This is a genomic window from Microbacterium sp. HMH0099, from assembly GCF_049384025.1.
Classification (GTDB): domain Bacteria; phylum Actinomycetota; class Actinomycetes; order Actinomycetales; family Microbacteriaceae; genus Microbacterium.
Genome location: NZ_JBMRJR010000002.1, coordinates 522447 through 542622, shown reverse-complemented (window position 1 = coordinate 542622; position 20176 = coordinate 522447). Strand labels below are relative to the sequence as shown.

The window sequence follows — 20176 nt, the reverse complement described above, 5'->3', positions numbered from 1 at the left end:
TCAGTATGGCATGTGTCCCGGGTTTTCTCAGCCTGTCGAACTAGCATCGGTTGTCGGTCGCTTCCCCGCGCGACCCGTCGATTCTCCCCCTGGAAGCTGCGCGCCCGAGAGGTTCCATGTCCAACGATCAGTCACCGAACGTGCCGTCCGAGCGTGCCCGCCGGGAGGCGGTGCGCGAGAAGGCGCAGCAGGTGAAGGCGCGCCAGACGCGTGCCCGGATCGCCCGCCGGTCGATCGTCGGCATCCTCGGCGTCGCGGTGGTCGCCGCCGGCGCCGTGGGCGTCACCTGGGCGGTCTCCTCCGACGGCTCGCGCTCGCAGGCGCTGCCCGAGGCTGCGAACGACGGCTTCGTCGTCACCGCCGCCACCGGCGTCGCCGACCCCATGGTCGACCAGAGCGTCGAGGGTAATGCGGCCACGCCCGCCGCGACCCCCGCGGCCGAGGCCGCCGCCACCGAGACGCCGGCCGCCGCGACCCCCGCGCCGACGGGGACCGCCGCGCCCGTGGACATCCGGGTCTACGTCGACTACCTCTCCGCGGAGGCCAAGGAGTTCCAGTCGGCCAACGCCGACCAGCTCTCCAAGTGGGTCGCCGAGGACGCGGCATCCCTCACCTACTACCCGGTCGCGATGCTGACGTCGAAGTCGAACGGCACGAAGTACAGCCTCCGCGCCGCGAGCGCCGCCGCCTGCGTGGCCACGCACGACCCGGACGACTTCTTCTCGTTCAACCACGAGCTGCTGATGAAGCAGCCCGCCGTCGACAGCGACGGCTACAACGACGAGGAGCTCGCCGACCTCGCGCAGGGCGCCGGTGCGAGCCCGGACGTGCGCTCCTGCATCGAGGACGAGACCTTCACCTCGTGGGCGAAGGCGGCGACCGACCGCGCCATCAAGGGCCTGCCCGACACCGACGGCGAGACCCTGTCCGGCACGCCCACGGTCTTCGTCAACGGCACCAAGTACGTCGGCGCGCTGAGCGACCCGAAGGAGTTCGCGCAGTTCGTGCTGACCCTCGACAGCAACGCGTACTACACGTCGACCCCGACGCCGACGGCCACCGCCGTCCCGTCGTCGACGCCCGCTCCCTGACGCGCGCCCTCCGACGCCCCGCGCACTGACGCCTGCGACCTGACGCGCGCCTTGTCTCGTCGCTGAGTTGGCGCAGATGTACGCCGTGCGCGCTGCGCGGCGTACATGTGCGCCAACTCAGGGCTCGACGGGGCCGCCGGTGGTGGGCGGGCGGGGGCAGGGTGCCGCCGTCGCTAGACTGGGTGGCCTGCCGGCTTGGCGCAATTGGTAGCGCACCGTACTTGTAATACGGGGGTTGCAGGTTCAAGTCCTGTAGCCGGCACCACGAATGCCGCGTGGCCGGGAAGATCGACGAGGCGTCGCCCGCGGACGCGGTGTCGACCGGGCCCGTTAGGCTCGGGACATGGCTCGCCGTCTCGCCCTCCTCTCCCTGTCCGTCCTCGCCGCGGGGGTGCTGGGTCTCTCGGCGTGCGCCGCGCCGTCCGCTCCGGGCGCCGACGTCGAGACGCCGTCGACATCCCTCTCCCCGACGCCGTCGATCTCCGCGTCCGCTCTTCCGACCGCGACACCGACGGGCACCCCGTCGAGCGATGGACAGGCCTCCGCTTCGTACACGTCGTGCGACGAGATCATCACGCCCGCCTTCGCGCAGGATGTGACGGACAACGGGTGGGTCGGCTGGAACATGGCCGGCCAGAAGATGGGGCACAGCCCCTTCGACTCCTTCCCCGGCGGCGCGCCCGACGGCCAGCTGAGCTGCCGCTTCGGAGCGGGCCCGGAAGTGGCGACGGACAACGTGCTGGACCTCGCGTGGGCGCGGATCGATGAGTCCGCGGCGCAGGCCGCGCAGGGCGCGCTGGTCGACGCCGGGTATGAGCGCATCGACGTCTCCGACGGGGTGCAGTTCGGTCTGCGGGCGGAGGACGGCTGGGCGGATGACGAGGGGTGGGGGGCGACGTACCACTTCGCGGGCGACGAAGTGCGATGGGCCGTCGTCCGGGACCAGCTCTCCCTCCTCCGACCCGCGACCTGACGGCACGCAGCGGGCATCCCGTTCGGGAGCGAAGCCGTTCGCCGATCCGGATGGCTTCTCGAGCGTTTCCGGCGTCCGGTCCGTCCCCGGAACGCCGGCGGGTGAATTTCGTTGCAGGCCTCGGAATGCCCTTCCTAGGGTGATCGCACACGCGCGGCTTCACATGTATGCATGTCCTCCGTGCGGTTCTAATCGCCTGGATCGTCCCGCCGGGACGGGGACGGAGCCTGCCATGATCACCTGCCCGCAGACCGACGACCGGGACGCGTCGTGAGCGACGTCCTCCGCTTCGCCACGAGCTCTCTCGTCTTCCCCGAGCCGACGACCGCACGGCCGCAGATCTCCCTGCCGCTCGTCGGCGTCGACGGACCCGTCGAGTGGACGGTCCGGCGCTTCCCCGACGACGTCGTCGTCGCCTCCGGGGTCGCGCCCGCGTCGGAGAGCGGCACGGCCACGATCGTCCTCGAGCCGCGGGCGTGGGCGCCGGGCTACGTCCGGGTCGAGGCGGCATCCGGATCCCGACAGGCGGTCGTGCCGATGATCGTGCAGACCCCGCCCGCGGCGGACGACTTCTTCGGCGGAGTGACGCTCTTCCCGCATTCCGACGACTCCGATCAGGTGGCGCAACGCAAGGAGACGCCGAACGACCTCATCCCGGTGATGGGAGCGCTGGGGATGGGGGCGCTTCTCGACACGCTCCCGTGGTCGGTCATCGAGACCACGCGCGGCGAGTACGCGTTCTCCACCTGGACCGACCAGATCGTCGAGCTGTGTCAGAAGCACGGCCTGCGCCTGACCCTCCGCTTCATGCAGAACAACCCGCTGTACAACGGCGGTGACTCCTCGCAGAAGGGGCTGACGCGCCTCCCTCGGACCGACGAGGAGGTGACGGGGTTCACGGACTTCGTGCTGGCGGCGCTCCGGCGCTACCCCGGCAAGGTGCACGCGATCGAGCTGTGGAACGAGGTGAACAGCGCCTCGTTCAACTCGGGCTGGTGGCCCGACGCGGACGCGCGGACGATCCTGCCCCTGCTCCGGGCCGCCTACACCGCCATCGCCGACGAATTCCCGGACGTACAGGTGCTGACGCCCGGGGCGGTCGGAACCGGTGTGCAGACGGCCGGCGAGTTTTGGAAGCAGTTCATCGAGGAGGGCGGACTCGAGCATTGCGACGCCATCAGCGCGCACCCCTACGAGCAGTCGCCGCGGCAGTTCCGGGCGCTCATGAAGGCCCTCAACAAGAAGATGGTCGCCGTGAACGGCGCGGTGCACCCGGTGGCGTTCACCGAGGCGGGCTGGTCACGGGTGGTCCCCGATCCGACCGGCGGCAACGGTGCCTGGGTCCGCACACTGCACGCGCAGGCGATGGCGCTCGTGCACCTTCTCGTGGGCGCGCAGGAGTTCGCCAACGTGTCGAGCGCGTTCTGGTACAACATGGTCGACTCCTGGTGGGACGACCCCGGCGGCACCGAGAACAACTTCGGCCTGTTCGTGCTGCGCGGGAACGCGTCGGATGCCGACCGTCCGAAGCCCGTCGCTTGGGCGTTCGCCCGACTGCGTCGGGAGCTCGCCGGCGTCGCATTCCACTCCGTCCGCTCCTTCGACGACGGGGGTCGTCACGTGGACGTCTTCCGGTTCACCGGGGGCGGGCGCACGCGGCTGGTGGCCTGGACGACACCCGAGCAGATCGACCCCTATCCGGACGAACTGCGCAGTGCGCGCGCCGGCGACGGCGCGGTGTCGCTCCCGGTCAGCGCCGTCGTCGCCGACGGGGAGCGCATCACCGGCATGCGGGACATCTACGGCGACGCCGTCGCCGTCGACGGAGCCGTGACGCTGTCGTTCACGCCGGCCTACATCGACGTCGCGAAGGCGACGGAGGCGCGGCGCACCGGAGCGACCCTCGGGTGATCGACGCGTATTCCTCGCCGCCGCTGCGGCGCGTCGTCGGAGTGCGGCTCAGCGCAGCGTCACGCGCAGCCAGAGCACCCCGTGCGCGGGGATGTCCAGGCCGCCGGCCACCCCGACGTCCTCGCCCGAGACGAGGTCGACGGCATCCGTTTCCAGGCCCGACAGCGTGAGCGCGTCGACGTGGACCGCCCCGTCCGCCACGTTCGCGAGCACCAGCACCGCGGATCCGACACCCGGTCGCAGGAATCCCACCACGGAGGCCACGGGGGTGCCGAACCCGATCAGCGTGTTCCCCGCGAACTCCGGTGTCTCGCGGCGGACGGCGATGAGCCGCGCCAGCCGGGAGAACACACGACCGGCCGGGGTGGCGGCATCCGTCCGGTCCGCGTAGTTCTGCTCGGGTCGGTGCGGGCGGTGCACCCACCGGCTGTCGCCCGCCTCATGCGGGTCATCGGCGTACGAGTAGTCGTTGAGCTGGGCGACCTCGTCGCCCAGATAGAGCAGCGGGATGCCGCCGGTCGAGAGCGCGAGGGCGTGCGCGAGCACCACGCGGTCCTCGCCGCCCGCGTCCCCGGCCTCGATCCCGGCGAGCGAGGCGGTCGTGCCCGTGACCCGGGCGTCGCCGGTGCGCGGGTTCTCCTGGAACGGGACCCCGCGGGCGAACGTGCCGTCGTGGCGGCCCACGTAGAAGTCGTTGAGGAACCGGCGGTGCGGGTACCCCTCGATGCCGAGCTCGGTGGCATCCTCGTCCGCGAAGGTCCAGCCGATGTCGTCGTGACTGCGCACGTAGTTGACCCACGCGGTGCCCGCCGGCAGAGTGTGGCGCCGCTCGAGCGCCTGCTGCAGCAGCCGACCGTCGCGGGTGGCGAGCGCCTCCCAGGTGAGGGCCATCTGCAGCGGGTTGTACGAGATCTGGCACTCCTCGGGCGAGATGTAGGAGACGACCTCGTCCGGGTGCACGATCGCCTCCGACTTGAACAGCAGACCGGGGGCGGCCATCGCAAGGACGGCGTTGAACGCCTGCAGGAGCAGGTGCGCCTCGGGCAGCGACTCGCAGGTCGTCCCGAGCTGCTTCCAGATGAACGCGACGGCATCCATCCGCAACACCTCGACGCCCTGGTTCGCCAGGAACAGCATCTCCCCGGCCATCGCCTCGAAGACCGCCGGCTCGGCATAGTTGAGGTCCCACTGGAAGTGGTAGAAAGTCGCCCAGATCCACCGCCCGTCCGGCAGCTGCACGAACGAGCCGGGGTGGTCGTCGGGGAAGATCTCGCGGGTGGTCCGCTCGTAGGCGTCGGGCATCGTCCGGTCCGGGAAGATGAGGTAGAAGTCCTCGTACCCCGGCACGCCGGCGACGGCCTTCTGCGCCCATTCGTGCTCGTTGCTCGTGTGGTTGAAGATGAAGTCGACCACGAGCGAGATCCCTGCGCGCCGGAACTCCCCGGCCAGGTCCGCCAGGTCCGCCATCGTGCCGAGCCGCGGGTTCACCCGCCGGTAGCTGGACACCGCGTACCCGCCGTCGCTGTTGCCCTCGGGGCTCTCGAACAGGGGCATCAGGTGCACGTAGCTCAGCCCCAGCTCGCGGAAGTAGGGGATCTGATCCCGGATGCCGCGGAGCCCACCGGCGTAACGGTCGACGTAGCAGACGCCTCCGAGCATCCGCTCGCTCTCGAACCAGGTCGGATCCGCCGCACGGGCGTCGTCGAGGGCGCGGAGCTCGGCCGGCCGCTCGGTCCAGGATCGCCGCGCGAGGTCGACGACGGATGCCAGCCGCTCGGCGCCGTCCGTCCGCTCGCCGTACAGCCGGCGGAAGAGGTCGTGGAGGCGCGGCAGCTGCGCCTCGGCCCGCGAGAGGAAGGAACGGTCCGCGCCGGCGGCGCGGGCCGCGCGCAGGATGCGGGAGACGTCGGCGGCGGAGTCGGCACGGAGCTGGGGCACACCCACACCCTGGCGCATCGACGCCCTCCCCGGCGACTTCAACGCGCGGAGACGTCCCGCGGCGACCCGTTCCTCGCAGAATCACGCGAAACGCGCAGGATCCGGGCGAGATCCAGCGAGCGCGGACGCATTCTGCGAGAAGCCGTCGCGACGGACGAGAGCCGCCCGGGCCGTAGCATTCTCGATGGCCCTCGCGCGTGCAGCGGCCGGGAAGGACAGCCGGTGGACGAGCGACGGACGGTCGGCATCGCCGTGCTCGGCGCGGTCCTCATCGGCGCCCTCACCGCGCTGCAGGCCCGGATCAACGGCACGCTCGGCGCCGAGATCGGCGACGGCATCTACTCCGGCGTCATCTCGTTCGGCTCCGGGCTGCTCACCCTCATCGTCCTGTCCGCCCTCGTCCCCGAGGGGCGCCGCGGATTCGGCCGTCTGGTGGGCGGCATCCGGGACCGTCGCATCCCGCCGTGGATGCTCCTGGGCGGGCTCGTCGGCGCCTTCACCGTCGCCAGTCAGGGATTGACGGTCGCGACGATCGGGGTCGCCCTGTTCACCGTCGGCTTCGTCGCGGGCCAGACCGCCGGCGGACTCGTGCTCGACCGGGTCGGCTATGGACCGGCCGGCGTCGTGCCCGTCACCCCGGGGCGTCTCGTCGGCGCACTGCTGGCCATCGCCGGTGTCGTGGTCTGCCTCGCGGGGGACGACGTCCGCGGCGTGCCCGTCTGGATGCTGATCGTCCCCGCGATCGCCGGTGCGGGCGTCGCCTGGCAGCAGGGGACGAACGGGCGCCTGCGCGTCCGCGTCGAGAGCCCCCTGACCGCCACCCTGGTCAACTTCATCGGCGGGACGGCCGTCCTGCTTCTCGCGGCCGTCGTGCGCGCGGCCTTCACCGGTCTCCCCGACGCCCTCCCGCCCGAGCCGTGGCTCTACCTCGGCGGCGCCGTCGGGGTGACGTACATCTTCCTGTCCGCGATCGTGGTGCGCCGCACCGGCGTGCTGCTGCTTGGCCTCGGTTCCGTCGTGGGGCTGCTCGCCACCTCGGTCGTGCTCGACGCGCTGTGGCCCGCCCCCGCGGCGCCCTCCACGCTCGTGGCGATCATCGCCGCCGCCGTGGCGATCGCGGGGGTGGCGGTCGCGGCCGTGCCCTGGCGCCGCCGCGGCTGAATCGGGCGGTCGCCGGCGCGCCGGTCGCCCGGCGAAGCGCGTCAGCCCGCGCCGACGCTCTTCTTCGACCGGCGGCGGCCGGACGGCATCCGGGACAGGTGCTTCGCGGCATCCACCGTCTTCCGACGGACGGGACGCGACCGCGGGGGCTTGCCTCCCACGTACAGCCAGCCGAGGAGCACCTCGGACTTCGACAGGCCGTGCGCCTTGGCGAGGGTCTTGCTGCGGGTGTTGTCGTCGGTGCGCCAGAACACGCCGAAGCCCGCCTCGTCGAGCGCGAGGCTGAGCATGTGCGCGACACCGGATGCCACGGCCTCCTGCTCCCAGGCGGGGATCTTCTTCGAGCCGAGGTCGGCCACGACCGCGATGATGAGCGGCGCGCGACGGGGCTTGGAGGAGTAGCCCTTCTTGCCGTCGGCCTTGTTCAGCGCGCGGGCCAGGACATCGCGGTCGGCGCCGCGGATCTCGATGAGACGCCAGGGACGGAGCGACTTGTGGTCGGCGACGCGACCGGCCGCGGCGACGAACGCCTCGAGCTCCGGTCCGGTGGGCGCCTCGTCGGTGACCTTCGACCAGGAGCGCCGGTCGCGCATCGCCTCGAGGGCGCTCATGCCTCGTTCGCGGGGGCGTCGGCGGGGGCGAAGTTCAGCGACAGCGAGTTCATGCAGTATCGGTCGCCGGTCGGGGTGCCGAAGCCGTCGGGGAAGACGTGCCCCAGGTGCGAGCCGCAGTTGGCGCAGCGGACCTCGGTGCGCTGCATGCCGTGGCTGTTGTCCTCGATGAGCTCGACCGCCTCGGGGCGGACCGACTCGTAGAAGCTCGGCCATCCGCAGTGCGAGTCGAACTTCGTCCCGCTCTGGAACAGCTCCGCGCCGCAGGCGGCGCAGGTGTACAGGCCGGCGCGGCTCTCGTCGAGCAGCTCACCGGTCCACGCGCGCTCGGTTCCGGCCTGGCGGAGCACCGCGTACTGCTCGGGCGTGAGCTCGGCACGCCACTGGTCGTCGGACTTCTCGACGGCGTAAGACATGGGGACTTCCTTTCTCCGACGACCATTCTCTCGTCTCGCGTCGGGCGGAGGCGCACCGACGGCATAATCGCCGGATGGACATGGATGCCGCGACCGCGGTCGCCGCGCGGTTCGCGCGCTTCGCGCGCGACGAGGCCCCCGGCCGGTCGGTGCTGTACGGCGCGTGGGCGCAGGCGATCGCCGACGACCGCGGGCTCGCCGAGGCGCTGACCGCCGTGCCGGCGAACCGTCGTCAACCCCCGCTGGTCTTCGCGGTCATGCGGCTGCTCGGGGCTCCGGAGGACGACCTCGGCGCCTGGGCGGAGTGGGTGCGCCGTCACGCGGACAAGGTCGGGGCGGAGTGCGCGGGGCGCAGCGTGCAGACGAACGAGCCGCTGCGCTGCGCGGCGCTGCTGCCCGCCCTCGCGCTCATCCCCGGGCCGATCGCCCTGCTGGAGGTCGGGGCGAGCGCGGGCCTGTGCCTGTACCCCGACCGTTATTCGTACCGCTACACGGCCGCCGACGGGCGGGTGCGCCGACTCGATCCGCCCGGCGGGGAGAGCCCCGTCGTGCTGGAGGCCGTCCTCTCCGGCGAGCCGGCGCTGCGGCTGCCGGAGGTCGTCTGGCGGGCCGGCATCGACCTGAACCCGCTCGACCCGCGGGAGGCGGACACGCGGGCCTGGCTCACGGGTCTGGTGTGGCCGGGGGAGACGGGGCGACGCGAACGCGTCGAGGCTGCTCTGGACATCGCCGCGGCGGACCCGCCGCTCCTCGTCCGCGGCGACGGCGCGGCGGCTCTGCCGGAGCTGGCCGCGCGCGCACCGGCCGGTGCCACTCTCGTCGTGACGACGCCAGGGGTCCTCCCGCACGTCCCCGCTCCGCACCGGGCGGACGTCGTCGCAGCGGCGCGGGCGGCGGGCCGGTGGATCACGATCGACCCCGTCGGCCTGCACGACGGGCTCGCCCCCGTCGCCGACACGTGGCCGGGCGGGTTCGCTCTCGCCCTCGACGGGCAGGTGCTCGCGGCCGTCGACCCGCTCGGGGCGTCGGTGGCGTGGCATCCGGAATCCTCTCCCTCGCCGCAGTAGCGTCGGAGCGTGCCTCTGACAGACCGCGACCGCGCCTTCCTCGCCTTCGAGGCGGAGTGGCGTCGGCACGGCGGTGCCAAGGAGGAGGCGATCCGCGCGCAGTTCGGCCTCGCCCCGGCGCGCTACTACCAGCTGCTCGGTCGGCTGATCGACACGGCCGACGCCCTCGCGGCCGATCCCATGCTCGTCCGCCGGCTCCGGCGCGCCCGCGACGGTGCGGCCGCGTCGCGCGAGGCCCGTCTCGGTCGAACCGCGGCGCGATGACGACCGCACGCGCGGATCGGGGCGCGACGGGCGCCCGTAGGCACGACCGATAGCATCGTCCAATGGCCAGATCGACTTTCCCTCGGGATCGGTTCGACGACCTGTCGACGGACTCCGGACGCGTCGGCGCCCACCGCGCGGAGAACCCGGGGCTCCGCGCCTGGATGGTCTTCCTCTGGGCGGCGGTCCTGACCGTCGTGCTCATCGCCGTGGGGATCTTCGGCACGCTCGTCGCCTCCGGCCGCATCTCGCTGGGCGGGGACGACAGCATCGCGCAGCCCACGCCGACCCCCACCGTGGCGGGGGTGGTCGACACGTCGTTCTCGGTCGTCGTGCTCAACGGCACCGGCCAGGACGGGCTCGCCACCCAGCTGCGCGACCAGATCGTCGCCGCCGGGTGGTCGGGCGACACCGTGGTGACGGGCGACTCCGACAGCACGGACTTCGCGACGACGACCGTCTACTACGTCCGTCCGGAGGACGAGGCGGCGGCGCTCGGCCTGGCGCAGGCCATCGGCGGTGCGGAGATCGCGCAGAACGACTTCCTGCAGCCCGCGGACGACCCCAACACCCCCGACGACGAGGCGCAGACGAGACAGCTCGTCGTCGTCATCGGGCTCGATCGCGTCCCCGCGGCGCCGGCCGCCTGAGCGGGAGCCCCGCGCGTCCGTCGCGACCGGGGAGAGGGGCGTCGACCGTCGACCTCCAGCGGCCGGAAGGGCCCTGGCATCCCTCTCATCCCCTCGGGCGAGGCCCCGTGTTTCGGGGCGGTAAATCTCTCGCGGCACCCGCGTCAACAATGGCCTTCCGGCCCGGTTCGGGGCGCCTGTGCGTGCATACGATGACCTCGTCGTTCAGCAACAGGAGATTCGCATGACGCAGGGCACCGTCAAATGGTTCAACGCCGAGAAGGGTTTCGGATTCATCACCGTCGCAGACGGTCAGGATGTCTTCGTGCACTACTCGAACATCGAGATGTCGGGGTTCCGTGTCCTCGAGGAGGGCCAGTCGGTGGAGTTCACCATCGGCACCGGGCAGAAGGGCCCGCAGGCCGAGTCGGTGCGCCTGACCGCCTGACTCCCGACCCTCACCTCGACGCCGCGGCATCCGGAACAGGATGCCGCGGCGTCGTCGTCCGCCCGCGTGGCGCGGCTTGCACTCCCTAGGGGCGAGTGCCAGAATGAGTTAGCACTCGCTTTCGTCGAGTGCCAAAATCTGGTTCATCCGTCCGGGAGGGACGACACACTTATGGCAAAGATCATCGCTTTCGACGAAGAGGCCCGTCGCGGTCTCGAGCGCGGCCTCAACACGCTGGCCGACGCCGTCAAGGTGACCCTGGGCCCCCGCGGTCGCAACGTCGTGCTCGAGAAGAAGTGGGGCGCCCCCACGATCACGAACGACGGTGTCTCGATCGCCAAGGAGATCGAGCTCGACGACCCGTACGAGAAGATCGGCGCCGAGCTGGTCAAGGAGGTCGCCAAGAAGACCGACGACGTCGCCGGTGACGGAACCACCACCGCGACCGTCCTCGCTCAGGCGCTCGTGCGCGAGGGCCTGCGCAACGTCGCGGCCGGCGCCGACCCCATCTCGCTCAAGAAGGGCATCGAGAAGGCCGTCAAGGCCGTCACCGACGAGCTCCTCGCCTCCGCCAAGGAGGTCGAGTCCAAGGAGCAGATCGCCGCGACCGCGTCGATCTCCGCCGCCGACCCCGCGATCGGCGAGCTCATCGCCGAGGCCATCGACAAGGTGGGCAAGGAAGGCGTCGTCACCGTCGAGGAGTCGAACACCTTCGGCACCGAGCTCGAGCTCACCGAGGGTATGCGCTTCGACAAGGGGTACATCAACCCCTACTTCGTCACCGACCCCGAGCGTCAGGAGGCGGTTTTCGAGGACCCCTACATCCTGATCGCCAACCAGAAGATCTCGAACATCAAGGACCTTCTGCCGATCGTCGACAAGGTGATCCAGGAGGGCAAGGAGCTCCTCATCATCGCCGAGGACGTCGAGGGCGAGGCGCTCGCGACCCTGGTGCTGAACAAGATCCGCGGCATCTTCAAGTCGGTCGCCGTCAAGGCTCCCGGCTTCGGCGACCGTCGCAAGGCGCAGCTGCAGGACATCGCGATCCTCACCGGCGGCCAGGTCATCACCGAAGAGGTGGGCCTCAAGCTCGAGAACGCGACCGTCGACCTGCTCGGCCGCGCGCGCAAGGTCATCATCACCAAGGACGAGACCACGATCGTCGAGGGTGCCGGTGAGTCGGAGCTGATCGAGGGTCGCGTGACCCAGATCCGTCGCGAGATCGAGAACACCGACAGCGACTACGACCGCGAGAAGCTCCAGGAGCGCCTCGCCAAGCTCGCCGGTGGCGTCGCCGTCATCAAGGCCGGAGCCGCGACCGAGGTCGAGCTCAAGGAGCGCAAGCACCGCATCGAGGACGCCGTGCGCAACGCCAAGGCTGCTGTGGAAGAGGGTGTCGTCGCCGGTGGTGGCGTCGCGCTCATCCAGGCCGGCAAGACCGCTCTCGCCAACCTCGAGCTCTCGGGTGACGAGGCCACCGGCGCGAACATCGTCAAGGTGGCCATCGAGGCCCCGCTCAAGCAGATCGCGCTCAACGCCGGTCTCGAGCCCGGTGTCGTCGCGAACAAGGTCTCGGAGCTGCCCGTGGGCCACGGCCTCAACGCCGCGACCGGCGAGTACGGTGACCTGTTCGCACAGGGCATCATCGACCCCGCCAAGGTGACCCGCTCGGCTCTGCAGAACGCCGCGTCGATCGCCGGTCTGTTCCTCACGACCGAGGCCGTCGTCGCCGACAAGCCGGAGAAGAACCCCGCCCCCGCCGGTGACCCGACGGGTGGCATGGACTTCTGATCCACGCCTGAGGTTCTGAACGCCCCCTCCTCCGGGAGGGGGCGTTCTGCCGTTCCGGGACGGTGCCGCCGGGCCGGGTCAGCGCGCCCGCCGCAGGGCTGTGAGGTGTTGCAGATGTCCGCCCCGCGGGGCTCCCCGCGTGCATCAGCGCCACCTCAGCGTGGCTTCTGACGGGCCGTGAGGTGTCGCAGATGTACGCCCCGCGGGGCTCCCCGCGTGCATCTGCGCCACGTTAGCGTGGCTTCTGACGGGCCGTGAGGTGTCGCAAATGTACGCCCCGCGGGGCGTTCCGCGTACATCTGCGCCATGTCAGCGCCCGTGCGGGGCAGCGCGACACGGCGGGGGGAACGACGCGGCGGGGGAGAGCGCGGGGTCAGGCCTGCGGGGGCGGGGCGTCCTCGGGCAGGCGCTCCAGCGGCTGCGTCTCGATCGACGCGTGCTCGGCGGCCTCGCGGCGGTGCGCGAGCGGCAGCGAGACCCGGAACGTCGCCCCTCCGCCCGGGGTGTCGACGACCTCGACCGTGCCGTGCAGCAGGTCGACGATGGACGCCACGATCGATAGGCCCAGCCCGGACCCGCCGGTCTCGCGGGTGCGGGACGTGTCCGCCCGCCAGAACCGCTGGAAGATCTGCTCGCGGATCTGCTCCGGCACGCCCTCGCCGTGGTCGATGATCTCGATCCATCCCATGTCGGCGGCGGCATCCACTCCCACCCTCAGGCCGATGGGGGAGTCGTCGGGCGTGAAGCGCCGCGCGTTGCCGAGGAGGTTCGTGACGACCTGTCGCACGCGGTTCTCGTCGCCGAGGACGATGGGGGCCGGGCGGGGCGCGCCCAGGATCGCCGGAGAGGTCCCGCTCCCCGACGCGGGCGCGTCGACCGGGCCGGTCTCGCCGTTCTCCTTGGGGCGACGGCGGAACCGGGACAGCCGGGCGATCGCCATCGCCGAGGTCGCCGGCGCGGGCCGCCGGCGGGGCGCGGGACCCTCCTCCGCCGGGGTGTCGCGGGAATCGGATGCCGGGAGCGCCGAGCCGTCGAGCGACATGACCGGCAGCACGACGGCGTCGCGCGTCGTCGTGTCGTCCACGGTCACCTCGCGCTGCGGGGCGGCGGCCCGGACGTCGAGCGCGGCGTCGCGCGCGATCGGTCGCAGGTCCAACGGGATGATCGTGACGTCGCGGCGCTCGTCCAGGCGCGCGAGCGCGAGGAGGTCCTCGACGAGCGCGCCCATCCGGATCGCCTCCTTCTCGATGCGCTCCATCGACTGCGACACGTCCTGCTCGGACCGGATCGCGCCCATGCGGTACAGCTCCGCATACCCGCGCATCGTCACGAGCGGCGTCCGCAGCTCGTGGCTGGCGTCGCCGATGAAGCGCCGCATCTGCCGCACGGTCGCGTCGCGCTGCCCGAGGGCGCCGTCGATGCGCGTGAGCATGGCGTTGATGGCGGTCTTGAGGCGTCCCACCTCGGTGCCGGGCACGATGTCGGTGAGGCGCTGGCTGAAGTCGCCCGCGGCGATGTCCATGGCCGTCGTCTCCACCTGGCCCAGGCTGCGGAACGTCAACGTCACCAGCCACCGCGTCAAGAGGGCACTGGCGATGAGGATCAGCAGCGCGACGAAGCCGTAGATGCCGACGTACGCCGCGACGATGCGATCGGTGGGGGCCAGCGGCTGGATCACCATCTGCGTGTAGACGGTCCCGTTGATCGTCAGCAGGTCGACGCGGGCGAGGAAGTGCTCACCCGTGTCCGGGTTCTCCAGATCGATCCGCTTGCCGAGGTCGAGGTACATCTGCTCGAGCGGGTACGTCTCGGGCAGCTGCGGCAGACCCTTGGCGTTGGTGCCGTTGTAGAACGCCTTGCGCTCCCCGTCCGGCGGCCCGTAGACCGCGACCATCGAGCCGATCTGCGCGACGTTGTCGACCTGCGTGAAGGCGACCTCGCCGTCCACCTCCGACCAGGTGAAGACGCTGCTCGCGACGCTGCTGGCCGCCTGCTGGCCGAGCTGCTCGTCCAGGCTGTTCACGAGCGTCGTGCGCAGGAACACCATCGTGCCGATCCCCGCCGCGAACAGCCCGACCGCCAGGAGCGTGACGGTGACGCCGGTGACCTTGGCCCGGAGGCTCAGCGCACGCCACCAGCGTGTCAGGGCGTCGTCGGAATGCGACAGGGGAGCCTCCCGGCTCAGGCGCTCTTACCGGACTTGAGCATGTAGCCGAAGCCGCGCTTGGTCTGGATGAGCGGCTCGGAGGAGTGCGGGTCGATCTTGCGGCGCAGGTAGGAGATGTAGCTCTCCACGATGCCGGCGTCGCCGTTGAAGTCGTACTCCCAGACGTGGTCGAGGATCTGCGCCTTCGACAGCACGCGGTTCGGGTTCAGCATGAGGTACCGCAGGAGCTTGAACTCCGTCGGGCTGAGGTCGATCGAGACGTCGCCGACGCTCACGTCGTGCGTGTCCTGGTCCATCGTCAGCTCGCCGGTGCGGATGACCGACTCCTCGTCGGCCTGCATCGTGCGGCGGAGGATCGCCTGGATGCGCGCGACGATCTCGTCGAGGCTGAACGGCTTGGTGACGTAGTCGTCGCCGCCGGCGTTCAGGCCCGTGATCTTGTCCTCCGTCTCGTCCTTCGCCGTGAGGAAGAGGATCGGCGCCGTGTATCCGGCCCCGCGCAGACGCTTCGTGACGCTGAAGCCGTTCATGTCCGGCAGCATCACGTCGAGCACGATCAGGTCCGGTTCCTCCTCGAGGACCGCCGAGATCGTCTGCGCGCCGTTGCTCACGGCCCGGACCTGGAACCCGGCGAAACGCAGGCTCGTGATCAGCAGGTCGCGGATGTTCGGTTCGTCGTCCACAACGAGGATGCGCGGTGCAGTCATGTGCTCATTATCGTGACTGCACCCAGGGAACCGCTGGATATCGCACGAAACGCCGCGCCCTGCTATGGATCAGGCGGCGACGGCCTCGATCCCATCGGCATCCAGGATCGTGTACGCGTAGCCCTGCTCGGCGAGGAACCGCTGCCGGTTCTGCGCGAAGTCCTGGTCCACGGTGTCGCGGGCGATCAGCGTGTAGAAGCTCGCGGTGTGCCCCGACTGCTTGGGCCGCAGCAGGCGCCCGAGACGCTGGGCCTCCTCCTGGCGCGAGCCGAACGAGCCGGAGACCTGGATGGCCACGGACGCCTCGGGCAGGTCGACCGAGAAGTTCGCGACCTTCGACACGATGAGCAGGGAGATCTCGCCCACGCGGAAGGCCTGGAACAGCTCCTCCCGCTCCGACACGGGGGTCGAGCCGGTGATCTTCGGGGCGTTCAGCGCCTCGGCCAGCTCGTCGATCTGGTCGAGGTACTGCCCGATGACGAGGACGCGCTCCCCGGGGTGTCGGTCCACCAGCCGGCGCACGACGTCGATCTTGGCCGGGGCGGTGGCGGCCAGGCGGTACCGCTCCTCATCCGCGGCGGCGGCGTACTCGAGGCGCTCGCCGGCCGGGAGGTCGATGCGCACCTCGTAGCAGGCGGCGGGGGAGATGAAGCCCTGGGCCTCGATCTCCTTCCACGGTGCGTCGAAGCGCTTGGGGCCGATGAGGCTGAAGACGTCGCCCTCGCGTCCGTCCTCGCGCACCAGGGTCGCCGTCAGGCCGAGACGGCGCCGCGCCTGCAGGTCCGCCGTGAGCTTGAACACGGGCGCGGGCAGCAGGTGCACCTCGTCGTAGAGCACCAGGCCCCAGTCGAGCGCATCGAGGAGGGCGAGGTGGGCGTACTGGCCCCCGCGCTTGGCCGTGAGGATCTGGTAGGTCGCGATGGTGACCGGCTTGATCTCCTTCGACTGACCCGAGTACTCGCCGATCTCCTCGGGCGTGAGCGAGGTGCGGCGCAGCAGCTCGTCCCGCCACTGGCGCGCGCTCACGGTGTTCGTGACGAGGATGAGCGTCGTCGTGCGGGTCTCGGCCATCGCGCCGGCGCCGACGAGCGTCTTGCCCGCACCGCAGGGGAGCACCACCACGCCGGAGCCGCCCTCCGAGAAGGAGTCGACGGCCTGCCGCTGATACGGCCGCAGGTGCCAGCCGTCCTCGTCGAGGTCGATGGGGTGCGGCGTGCCGGGCGTGTAACCGGCGAGGTCCTCGGCGGGCCAGCCGATCTTGAGCAGCTCCTGCTTGATGTGGCCGCGGGCCCAGGCGTCGACGGTGTAGCTGTCGGGGGACGGGTGTCCGATGAGCAGCGGTGCGATGCGCTTGTTCCGCGACACCTCGCTCAGCACGGCCGCGTCCGTGGACCGCAGGACCAGCGCGCCCTCGTCGTCGCGCTCGATGACGAGACGGCCGTACCGGGTGACGGTCTCGCGGATGTCGGTGCTCACCGAGGCCGGCACCGGGAAGCGCGACCACCGGTCGAGCGTCTGCAGCATCCCGTCGGCGTCGTGGCCGGCGGCGCGGGCGTTCCACAGCCCCAACCGGGTGATGCGGTACGTGTGGATGTGCTCGGGCGCGCGTTCGAGCTCGGCGAAGACCGCCAGCTCGTGCCGCGCCGTCTCCGCGTCGGGGTGTGCGACCTCGAGCAGCACGGTGCGGTCGCTCTGCACGATGAGGGGACCGTCAGCCATAACGGTCGATTCTACCGAGGTCGCGCGTGCCCCCGGCGCGTCGGCGGGCGGATGGATGCCACCGGGGCGGCATCCCGGTCCTCAATCGACCAGCGCGACCCCGTCGATGTGCGACAGCGGCAGGGTGCGCTCGACGTCGGCCGCCTTGTCCCGCCCGCGCAGCCGTCCGCCGCCCAGACCCGTGGCCTCGAGGCGGAAGACGCGCGCGGATCCGTCGGGGAGCCGCACCGTCACGTCGACGACCGACCGCGTGCGGACGGCCTGGTCGAGCTCGCGTTCGAGCCAGGCGGCGTCCGAGTCGCCGACGCCGGCGCGCAGCCGACCGACGAGCGGCGCGTACACGTCCGCGGGGGAGGGGGCGGACTCGTCGGGGGCGAGGCGGGCGCGGTCCAGCGCCCGGGCGCGGCCGTCCGCGTCTACGGCGACCGCGGGGTAGTGCGCGTCGCTGAGCGCCCAGAAGACGACGTCGCGGTCCACGTGGGTGACGAGGTCGTGGCCGTCGGCGTCGTCGTCGACGGTGAGGGCGATGGACCGCAGGGACTGATCCACCTCCATGGCGCGCGCGAGGGTCGCGTCGTCGGTGCGGATCCGGGTCAGGCCGGACGCCTCGTCCCGGGCCACCCGCACCCGCCCGTGCTCGGCGGCGGACCGCTCGATGACGTAGGCCAGGGGCTGCGGCAGCCCCGTCAGCGACAGCCCGGTGAGGAAGTCGCGCAGCGACTCCGCGGTCTCGCCCGCCGTGATGGCGGAGCCGATCGACGCGGCGCTGAAGCGGTAGCTGGACGCCTGGGCGCGGGACTCCCGCGCCGCCATGCCGCGCAGGCGGACGTCGAGGTGCGGGGCCAGCGGTCCCGGCGCGATCGCCGTGAGGTCGTTCTGCAGGTACACGCGGTCCACCTCGGGCGGGAGCAGTGCGCGCAGGGCGTCGGTCTCGGCCGGGCCGCCCGCCGCGAGACCGCGGCTCCACGGCGTCTCCTGGCCGGCCGTGTCGATGAGCCCCCACGCGCGGAAGCGCGCGATCCACTCCGAGGCGTGCCGGGGACCGGTCGGGTCGAACGGCGCCGCCCCCGCCCAGAGATAGGCGGAGACCCAGCCGCCGTCGGGCGAGCGGTAGGAGGAGGGGAGCGCGTCGCGCAGGGCGGCGGCGGTGCTCTCCCACCGGTCGAGCGTGGGCTTGCGCAGCCAGTCGCGACCGGCGCGGGTCACCAGCCACGCGCGCCCGTTCGAGCCGAGCAGGCCGACGGCGGCTCCGAGGCCGACCAGCAGATCGGCGTCGTCGGGGGTGACGGCCGCTCCCGTCTCGACGAGACGACGACGTTCGCCGGCGCCGAGCGAGCCGGAGCCGATGCGGCCGAGAGGCGTCTCGAGGGCCAGCAGGAGCACGTCGGCGAGCGAGGCCGCATTCGTGAACGCGTCCTCGGCGGCGGCGGCCTCGCGCGGTGCGGGGTCCGAGGTCACGGCGGGGATCTCGGTGTCCGGGATGCCGTCCGGGAACGTCTCGCCGACGATCTCCGCGACGGCGGTGAAGGGCGTGCCGTCCTCACGGGCGAGGGCCCGGGAGATCAGGGCGTCGCGGGACTCGGGCGGGAGCGGGGTGCGCGAGGCCGTGGCATCCACGAGTCCCTGCGCCTCGGCGCGGTTCAGTGCGGGGAGCGCCCGTCCGATCGAGGCCGGGTCGAGGAGGGCGTCGGCCGCGTCGAACATGTCGCGCCACGTGGCGGTCGGCGACACCTCGCGGTCGGCGAAGAGGCGGACCAGCTCGTCGTCGCGCATCGCGCCCAGAGAGACCGCCAGCGCACGTTGATCGGAGGTCTCGGACACGTCAGCGACCCTTGTTCGCGCGTGCCCTTCGCACGAAGCTCATGATGAGCACGGCCACCAGGCACGCGAACGCCACGGGAGGTGCGATGTAGATGAGGACGCCGACGGTGGGCCAGACGCCGGTGCGCATGTCGGCGCCGGTCGAGGAGCCGATCATGATCGCGAAGAAGCACACGATCGACAGGATGAGCAGGCCCAGCGACATGAACGCGAGGATGCGATCGATACGTCGGATCGGGACGTCTTCGCCGGGGGTGCGCGTGCTCATCGGGCTCAGCCTACTGCCTGGCGGCGGTGCCGTAGGCTGAAGGCCGGGTCCCGATCGGGTTTCCCGCGTTCCATCGCGCGTATGCGCGCACATCCCCAGCGAGGTATCCATGCCCACCGGCAAGGTCAGGTTCTACGACGACGAGAAGGGCTTCGGCTTCATCACGACCGATGACGGCCAGGACGTGTTCCTGCACGCCACCGCCCTGCCCGCCGGGACCCCCGGGCCGAAGGCCGGAACGCGTCTGGAGTTCGGCGTCGCCGACGGCAAGCGCGGACCCCAGGCCCTCTCGGTGCGCGTCCTCGAGGCGCCCGTCAGCCTCGCCAAGCGCTCGCGCAAGCCCGCGGACGACATGGCCATCATCGTCGAGGACCTCGTCAAGCTGCTCGACGGCATCGGCGGCGACCTGCGTCGCGGCCGGTACCCCAGCGGCGCGCACGCGAAGAAGATCGCCGCCGTGCTGCGCAAGGTCGCCGATGACTTCGAAGCCTGAGCAGCCGGTCGACCCGCGCCTGCTCGACGCCCACGACCTCGCCCTCGCCGCCCTGCGGGAGATCACGCCGGAGTCCAGCATCGGCCCGGCCGCCGGTTACGTCGTCGAGGACGACGGGGTCGTCTCGCTGCGCTTCCTCACCCGTCTCGCCGGCTACCCCGGCTGGCACTGGACCGTGACCGTCGCCGTCGTCGAGGACGCCGAGCCGACGGTGCTGGAGGTCGAGCTGCTGCCCGGTGAGGGGGCGCTGCTGGCTCCCGAGTGGATCCCGTGGGCGACCCGGCTCGCCGAGTACCAGGCGGCGCAGGCGGCGGCGGCCGAGTCGGACGACGCGGATGTCGACGACCTCGACGACGACGAGTCGGATGCCGAGGACGAGGACGACGACGAGTCGGACGAGTCCGGCGACGACGAGCCCCGGGCGCGCCTGCACGCCGGTGATCTCGACGGCGTCGACATCGACGAGCTCGACGTGGATGCCGCGGACGACGAGGCCGATGAGGAGTCCGACGACGACGACGCGGACGGCGAGGACGACGACGACGAGGACGACGCGGACGACGACGGCGACGACGATGCGGACGACGACGACGGCGACGCGGACGACGAGTCCGGTGACTCCGACGACGATTCCGACGACGACTCCGCGGACGATGACGAGTCGGACGACGACGAGCGCGAACGCAGCTACTGACCCAGAC

19 protein-coding genes and 1 tRNA gene are annotated in these 20176 nt (G+C 71.5%); 12 read left to right on the top strand and 8 right to left on the bottom strand.

What is annotated here, in order from left to right; all coding sequences use genetic code 11:
- The first annotated feature begins 140 nt into the window (after nucleotides 1–140).
- From ACO03V_RS06320 to ACO03V_RS06305, 4 genes are all read left to right on the top strand, one after another.
- Nucleotides 141–1091, top strand: coding sequence for a DsbA family protein (locus ACO03V_RS06320; protein WP_423137003.1), 951 nt, complete (start codon nucleotides 141–143; stop codon nucleotides 1089–1091).
- A gap of 189 nt (nucleotides 1092–1280) precedes the next feature.
- A tRNA-Thr gene (locus tag ACO03V_RS06315) sits at nucleotides 1281–1356 on the top strand.
- Between the two features lie 78 nt (nucleotides 1357–1434).
- Complete coding sequence (locus ACO03V_RS06310) at nucleotides 1435–2064, top strand: hypothetical protein (protein ID WP_423137002.1); 630 nt, start codon at nucleotides 1435–1437, stop codon at nucleotides 2062–2064.
- Nucleotides 2065–2334: 270 nt separating this feature from the next.
- On the top strand, nucleotides 2335–3975 hold the full coding sequence (locus ACO03V_RS06305) for a hypothetical protein (protein WP_423137001.1): 1641 nt from the start codon (nucleotides 2335–2337) through the stop codon (nucleotides 3973–3975).
- A 48-nt stretch (nucleotides 3976–4023) separates the two neighbouring features.
- Here ACO03V_RS06305 and ACO03V_RS06300 read toward each other — a convergent pair whose 3' ends face one another.
- Nucleotides 4024–5931, bottom strand: a complete 1908-nt coding sequence (locus ACO03V_RS06300; RefSeq protein ID WP_423137000.1) for an alpha-amylase family protein — start codon at nucleotides 5929–5931, stop codon at nucleotides 4024–4026.
- Nucleotides 5932–6135: 204 nt separating this feature from the next.
- Here ACO03V_RS06300 and ACO03V_RS06295 point away from each other — a divergent pair, with 204 nt between their 5' ends.
- Nucleotides 6136–7074 (top strand): DMT family transporter, encoded by a 939-nt coding sequence (locus ACO03V_RS06295; RefSeq protein ID WP_423136999.1) that lies wholly within the window; start codon nucleotides 6136–6138, stop codon nucleotides 7072–7074.
- A 41-nt stretch (nucleotides 7075–7115) separates the two neighbouring features.
- On the opposite strand, the gene ACO03V_RS06290 is transcribed toward ACO03V_RS06295, so the two are convergent.
- Nucleotides 7116–7685 (bottom strand): nitroreductase family protein, encoded by a 570-nt coding sequence (locus tag ACO03V_RS06290; RefSeq protein WP_423136998.1) that lies wholly within the window; start codon nucleotides 7683–7685, stop codon nucleotides 7116–7118.
- Nucleotides 7682–8101, bottom strand: coding sequence for a peptide-methionine (R)-S-oxide reductase MsrB (gene msrB, locus ACO03V_RS06285; RefSeq protein WP_367726215.1), 420 nt, complete (start codon nucleotides 8099–8101; stop codon nucleotides 7682–7684). Before msrB ends, ACO03V_RS06290 begins: the two co-directional genes overlap by 4 nt.
- Before the next feature lie 74 nt (nucleotides 8102–8175).
- Between msrB and ACO03V_RS06280 the strand changes: the two genes are divergently transcribed.
- The 5 genes from ACO03V_RS06280 to groL all read left to right on the top strand — a co-directional run bounded on the left by ACO03V_RS06280 (nucleotide 8176) and on the right by groL (nucleotide 12300).
- Entirely contained in the window at nucleotides 8176–9168 is a 993-nt protein-coding gene (locus ACO03V_RS06280; RefSeq protein WP_423136997.1) for a DUF2332 family protein, read from the top strand.
- Nucleotides 9169–9177: 9 nt separating this feature from the next.
- Nucleotides 9178–9432 carry a DUF3263 domain-containing protein gene (locus ACO03V_RS06275; RefSeq protein ID WP_423136996.1) on the top strand — a complete coding sequence of 85 codons (255 nt, stop codon included), beginning with the start codon at nucleotides 9178–9180 and terminating at the stop codon, nucleotides 9430–9432.
- Between the two features lie 62 nt (nucleotides 9433–9494).
- Nucleotides 9495–10082 carry a LytR C-terminal domain-containing protein gene (locus ACO03V_RS06270; RefSeq protein ID WP_423136995.1) on the top strand — a complete coding sequence of 196 codons (588 nt, stop codon included), beginning with the start codon at nucleotides 9495–9497 and terminating at the stop codon, nucleotides 10080–10082.
- A gap of 223 nt (nucleotides 10083–10305) precedes the next feature.
- Nucleotides 10306–10509, top strand: coding sequence for a cold-shock protein (locus ACO03V_RS06265; RefSeq protein ID WP_367726220.1), 204 nt, complete (start codon nucleotides 10306–10308; stop codon nucleotides 10507–10509).
- Nucleotides 10510–10680: 171 nt separating this feature from the next.
- Nucleotides 10681–12300, top strand: coding sequence for a chaperonin GroEL (gene groL / locus ACO03V_RS06260; protein ID WP_367726221.1), 1620 nt, complete (start codon nucleotides 10681–10683; stop codon nucleotides 12298–12300).
- A gap of 373 nt (nucleotides 12301–12673) precedes the next feature.
- On the opposite strand, the gene ACO03V_RS06255 is transcribed toward groL, so the two are convergent.
- The 5 genes from ACO03V_RS06255 to ACO03V_RS06235 all read right to left on the bottom strand — a co-directional run bounded on the left by ACO03V_RS06255 (nucleotide 12674) and on the right by ACO03V_RS06235 (nucleotide 18982).
- Nucleotides 12674–14347 (bottom strand): sensor histidine kinase, encoded by a 1674-nt coding sequence (locus tag ACO03V_RS06255; protein ID WP_423136994.1) that lies wholly within the window; start codon nucleotides 14345–14347, stop codon nucleotides 12674–12676.
- Between the two features lie 134 nt (nucleotides 14348–14481).
- Nucleotides 14482–15174 carry a response regulator transcription factor gene (locus tag ACO03V_RS06250; protein WP_387053308.1) on the bottom strand — a complete coding sequence of 231 codons (693 nt, stop codon included), beginning with the start codon at nucleotides 15172–15174 and terminating at the stop codon, nucleotides 14482–14484.
- A 69-nt stretch (nucleotides 15175–15243) separates the two neighbouring features.
- The gene (locus tag ACO03V_RS06245) at nucleotides 15244–16893 is read right to left on the bottom strand and encodes a DNA repair helicase XPB (RefSeq protein WP_367726225.1); all 1650 of its coding nucleotides are present in this window, start codon (nucleotides 16891–16893) and stop codon (nucleotides 15244–15246) included.
- Between the two features lie 81 nt (nucleotides 16894–16974).
- A complete protein-coding gene (locus tag ACO03V_RS06240) occupies nucleotides 16975–18714 on the bottom strand; it encodes a helicase-associated domain-containing protein (protein ID WP_423136993.1) in 1740 nt (579 codons plus the stop codon).
- Between the two features lies 1 nt (nucleotide 18715).
- The gene (locus ACO03V_RS06235) at nucleotides 18716–18982 is read right to left on the bottom strand and encodes a multidrug ABC transporter ATPase (RefSeq protein WP_367726227.1); all 267 of its coding nucleotides are present in this window, start codon (nucleotides 18980–18982) and stop codon (nucleotides 18716–18718) included.
- A gap of 109 nt (nucleotides 18983–19091) precedes the next feature.
- Here ACO03V_RS06235 and ACO03V_RS06230 point away from each other — a divergent pair, with 109 nt between their 5' ends.
- Both ACO03V_RS06230 and ACO03V_RS06225 read left to right on the top strand, forming a co-directional pair.
- Nucleotides 19092–19475, top strand: a complete 384-nt coding sequence (locus ACO03V_RS06230) for a cold-shock protein (protein WP_367726229.1) — start codon at nucleotides 19092–19094, stop codon at nucleotides 19473–19475.
- Nucleotides 19459–20169: a DUF3027 domain-containing protein gene (locus tag ACO03V_RS06225; RefSeq protein WP_423136992.1), complete on the top strand. Its 711-nt coding sequence runs from the start codon at nucleotides 19459–19461 to the stop codon at nucleotides 20167–20169. Before ACO03V_RS06230 ends, ACO03V_RS06225 begins: the two co-directional genes overlap by 17 nt.
- Nucleotides 20170–20176 lie beyond the last annotated feature (7 nt).

Coding starts and splice junctions, on each gene's coding strand:
- ACO03V_RS06310 (WP_423137002.1), top strand. CDS start 1,435: ATGGCTCGCCGTCTCGCCCTCCTCTCCCTGTCCGTCCTCGCCGCGGGG.
- ACO03V_RS06300 (WP_423137000.1), bottom strand. CDS start 5,931: ATGCGCCAGGGTGTGGGTGTGCCCCAGCTCCGTGCCGACTCCGCCGCC.
- ACO03V_RS06290 (WP_423136998.1), bottom strand. CDS start 7,685: ATGAGCGCCCTCGAGGCGATGCGCGACCGGCGCTCCTGGTCGAAGGTC.
- msrB (WP_367726215.1), bottom strand. CDS start 8,101: ATGTCTTACGCCGTCGAGAAGTCCGACGACCAGTGGCGTGCCGAGCTC.
- ACO03V_RS06280 (WP_423136997.1), top strand. CDS start 8,176: ATGGACATGGATGCCGCGACCGCGGTCGCCGCGCGGTTCGCGCGCTTC.
- ACO03V_RS06270 (WP_423136995.1), top strand. CDS start 9,495: ATGGCCAGATCGACTTTCCCTCGGGATCGGTTCGACGACCTGTCGACG.
- ACO03V_RS06265 (WP_367726220.1), top strand. CDS start 10,306: ATGACGCAGGGCACCGTCAAATGGTTCAACGCCGAGAAGGGTTTCGGA.
- groL (WP_367726221.1), top strand. CDS start 10,681: ATGGCAAAGATCATCGCTTTCGACGAAGAGGCCCGTCGCGGTCTCGAG.
- ACO03V_RS06255 (WP_423136994.1), bottom strand. CDS start 14,347: ATGGTGTTCCTGCGCACGACGCTCGTGAACAGCCTGGACGAGCAGCTC.
- ACO03V_RS06250 (WP_387053308.1), bottom strand. CDS start 15,174: ATGACTGCACCGCGCATCCTCGTTGTGGACGACGAACCGAACATCCGC.
- ACO03V_RS06245 (WP_367726225.1), bottom strand. CDS start 16,893: ATGGCTGACGGTCCCCTCATCGTGCAGAGCGACCGCACCGTGCTGCTC.
- ACO03V_RS06235 (WP_367726227.1), bottom strand. CDS start 18,982: ATGAGCACGCGCACCCCCGGCGAAGACGTCCCGATCCGACGTATCGAT.
- ACO03V_RS06230 (WP_367726229.1), top strand. CDS start 19,092: ATGCCCACCGGCAAGGTCAGGTTCTACGACGACGAGAAGGGCTTCGGC.
- ACO03V_RS06225 (WP_423136992.1), top strand. CDS start 19,459: ATGACTTCGAAGCCTGAGCAGCCGGTCGACCCGCGCCTGCTCGACGCC.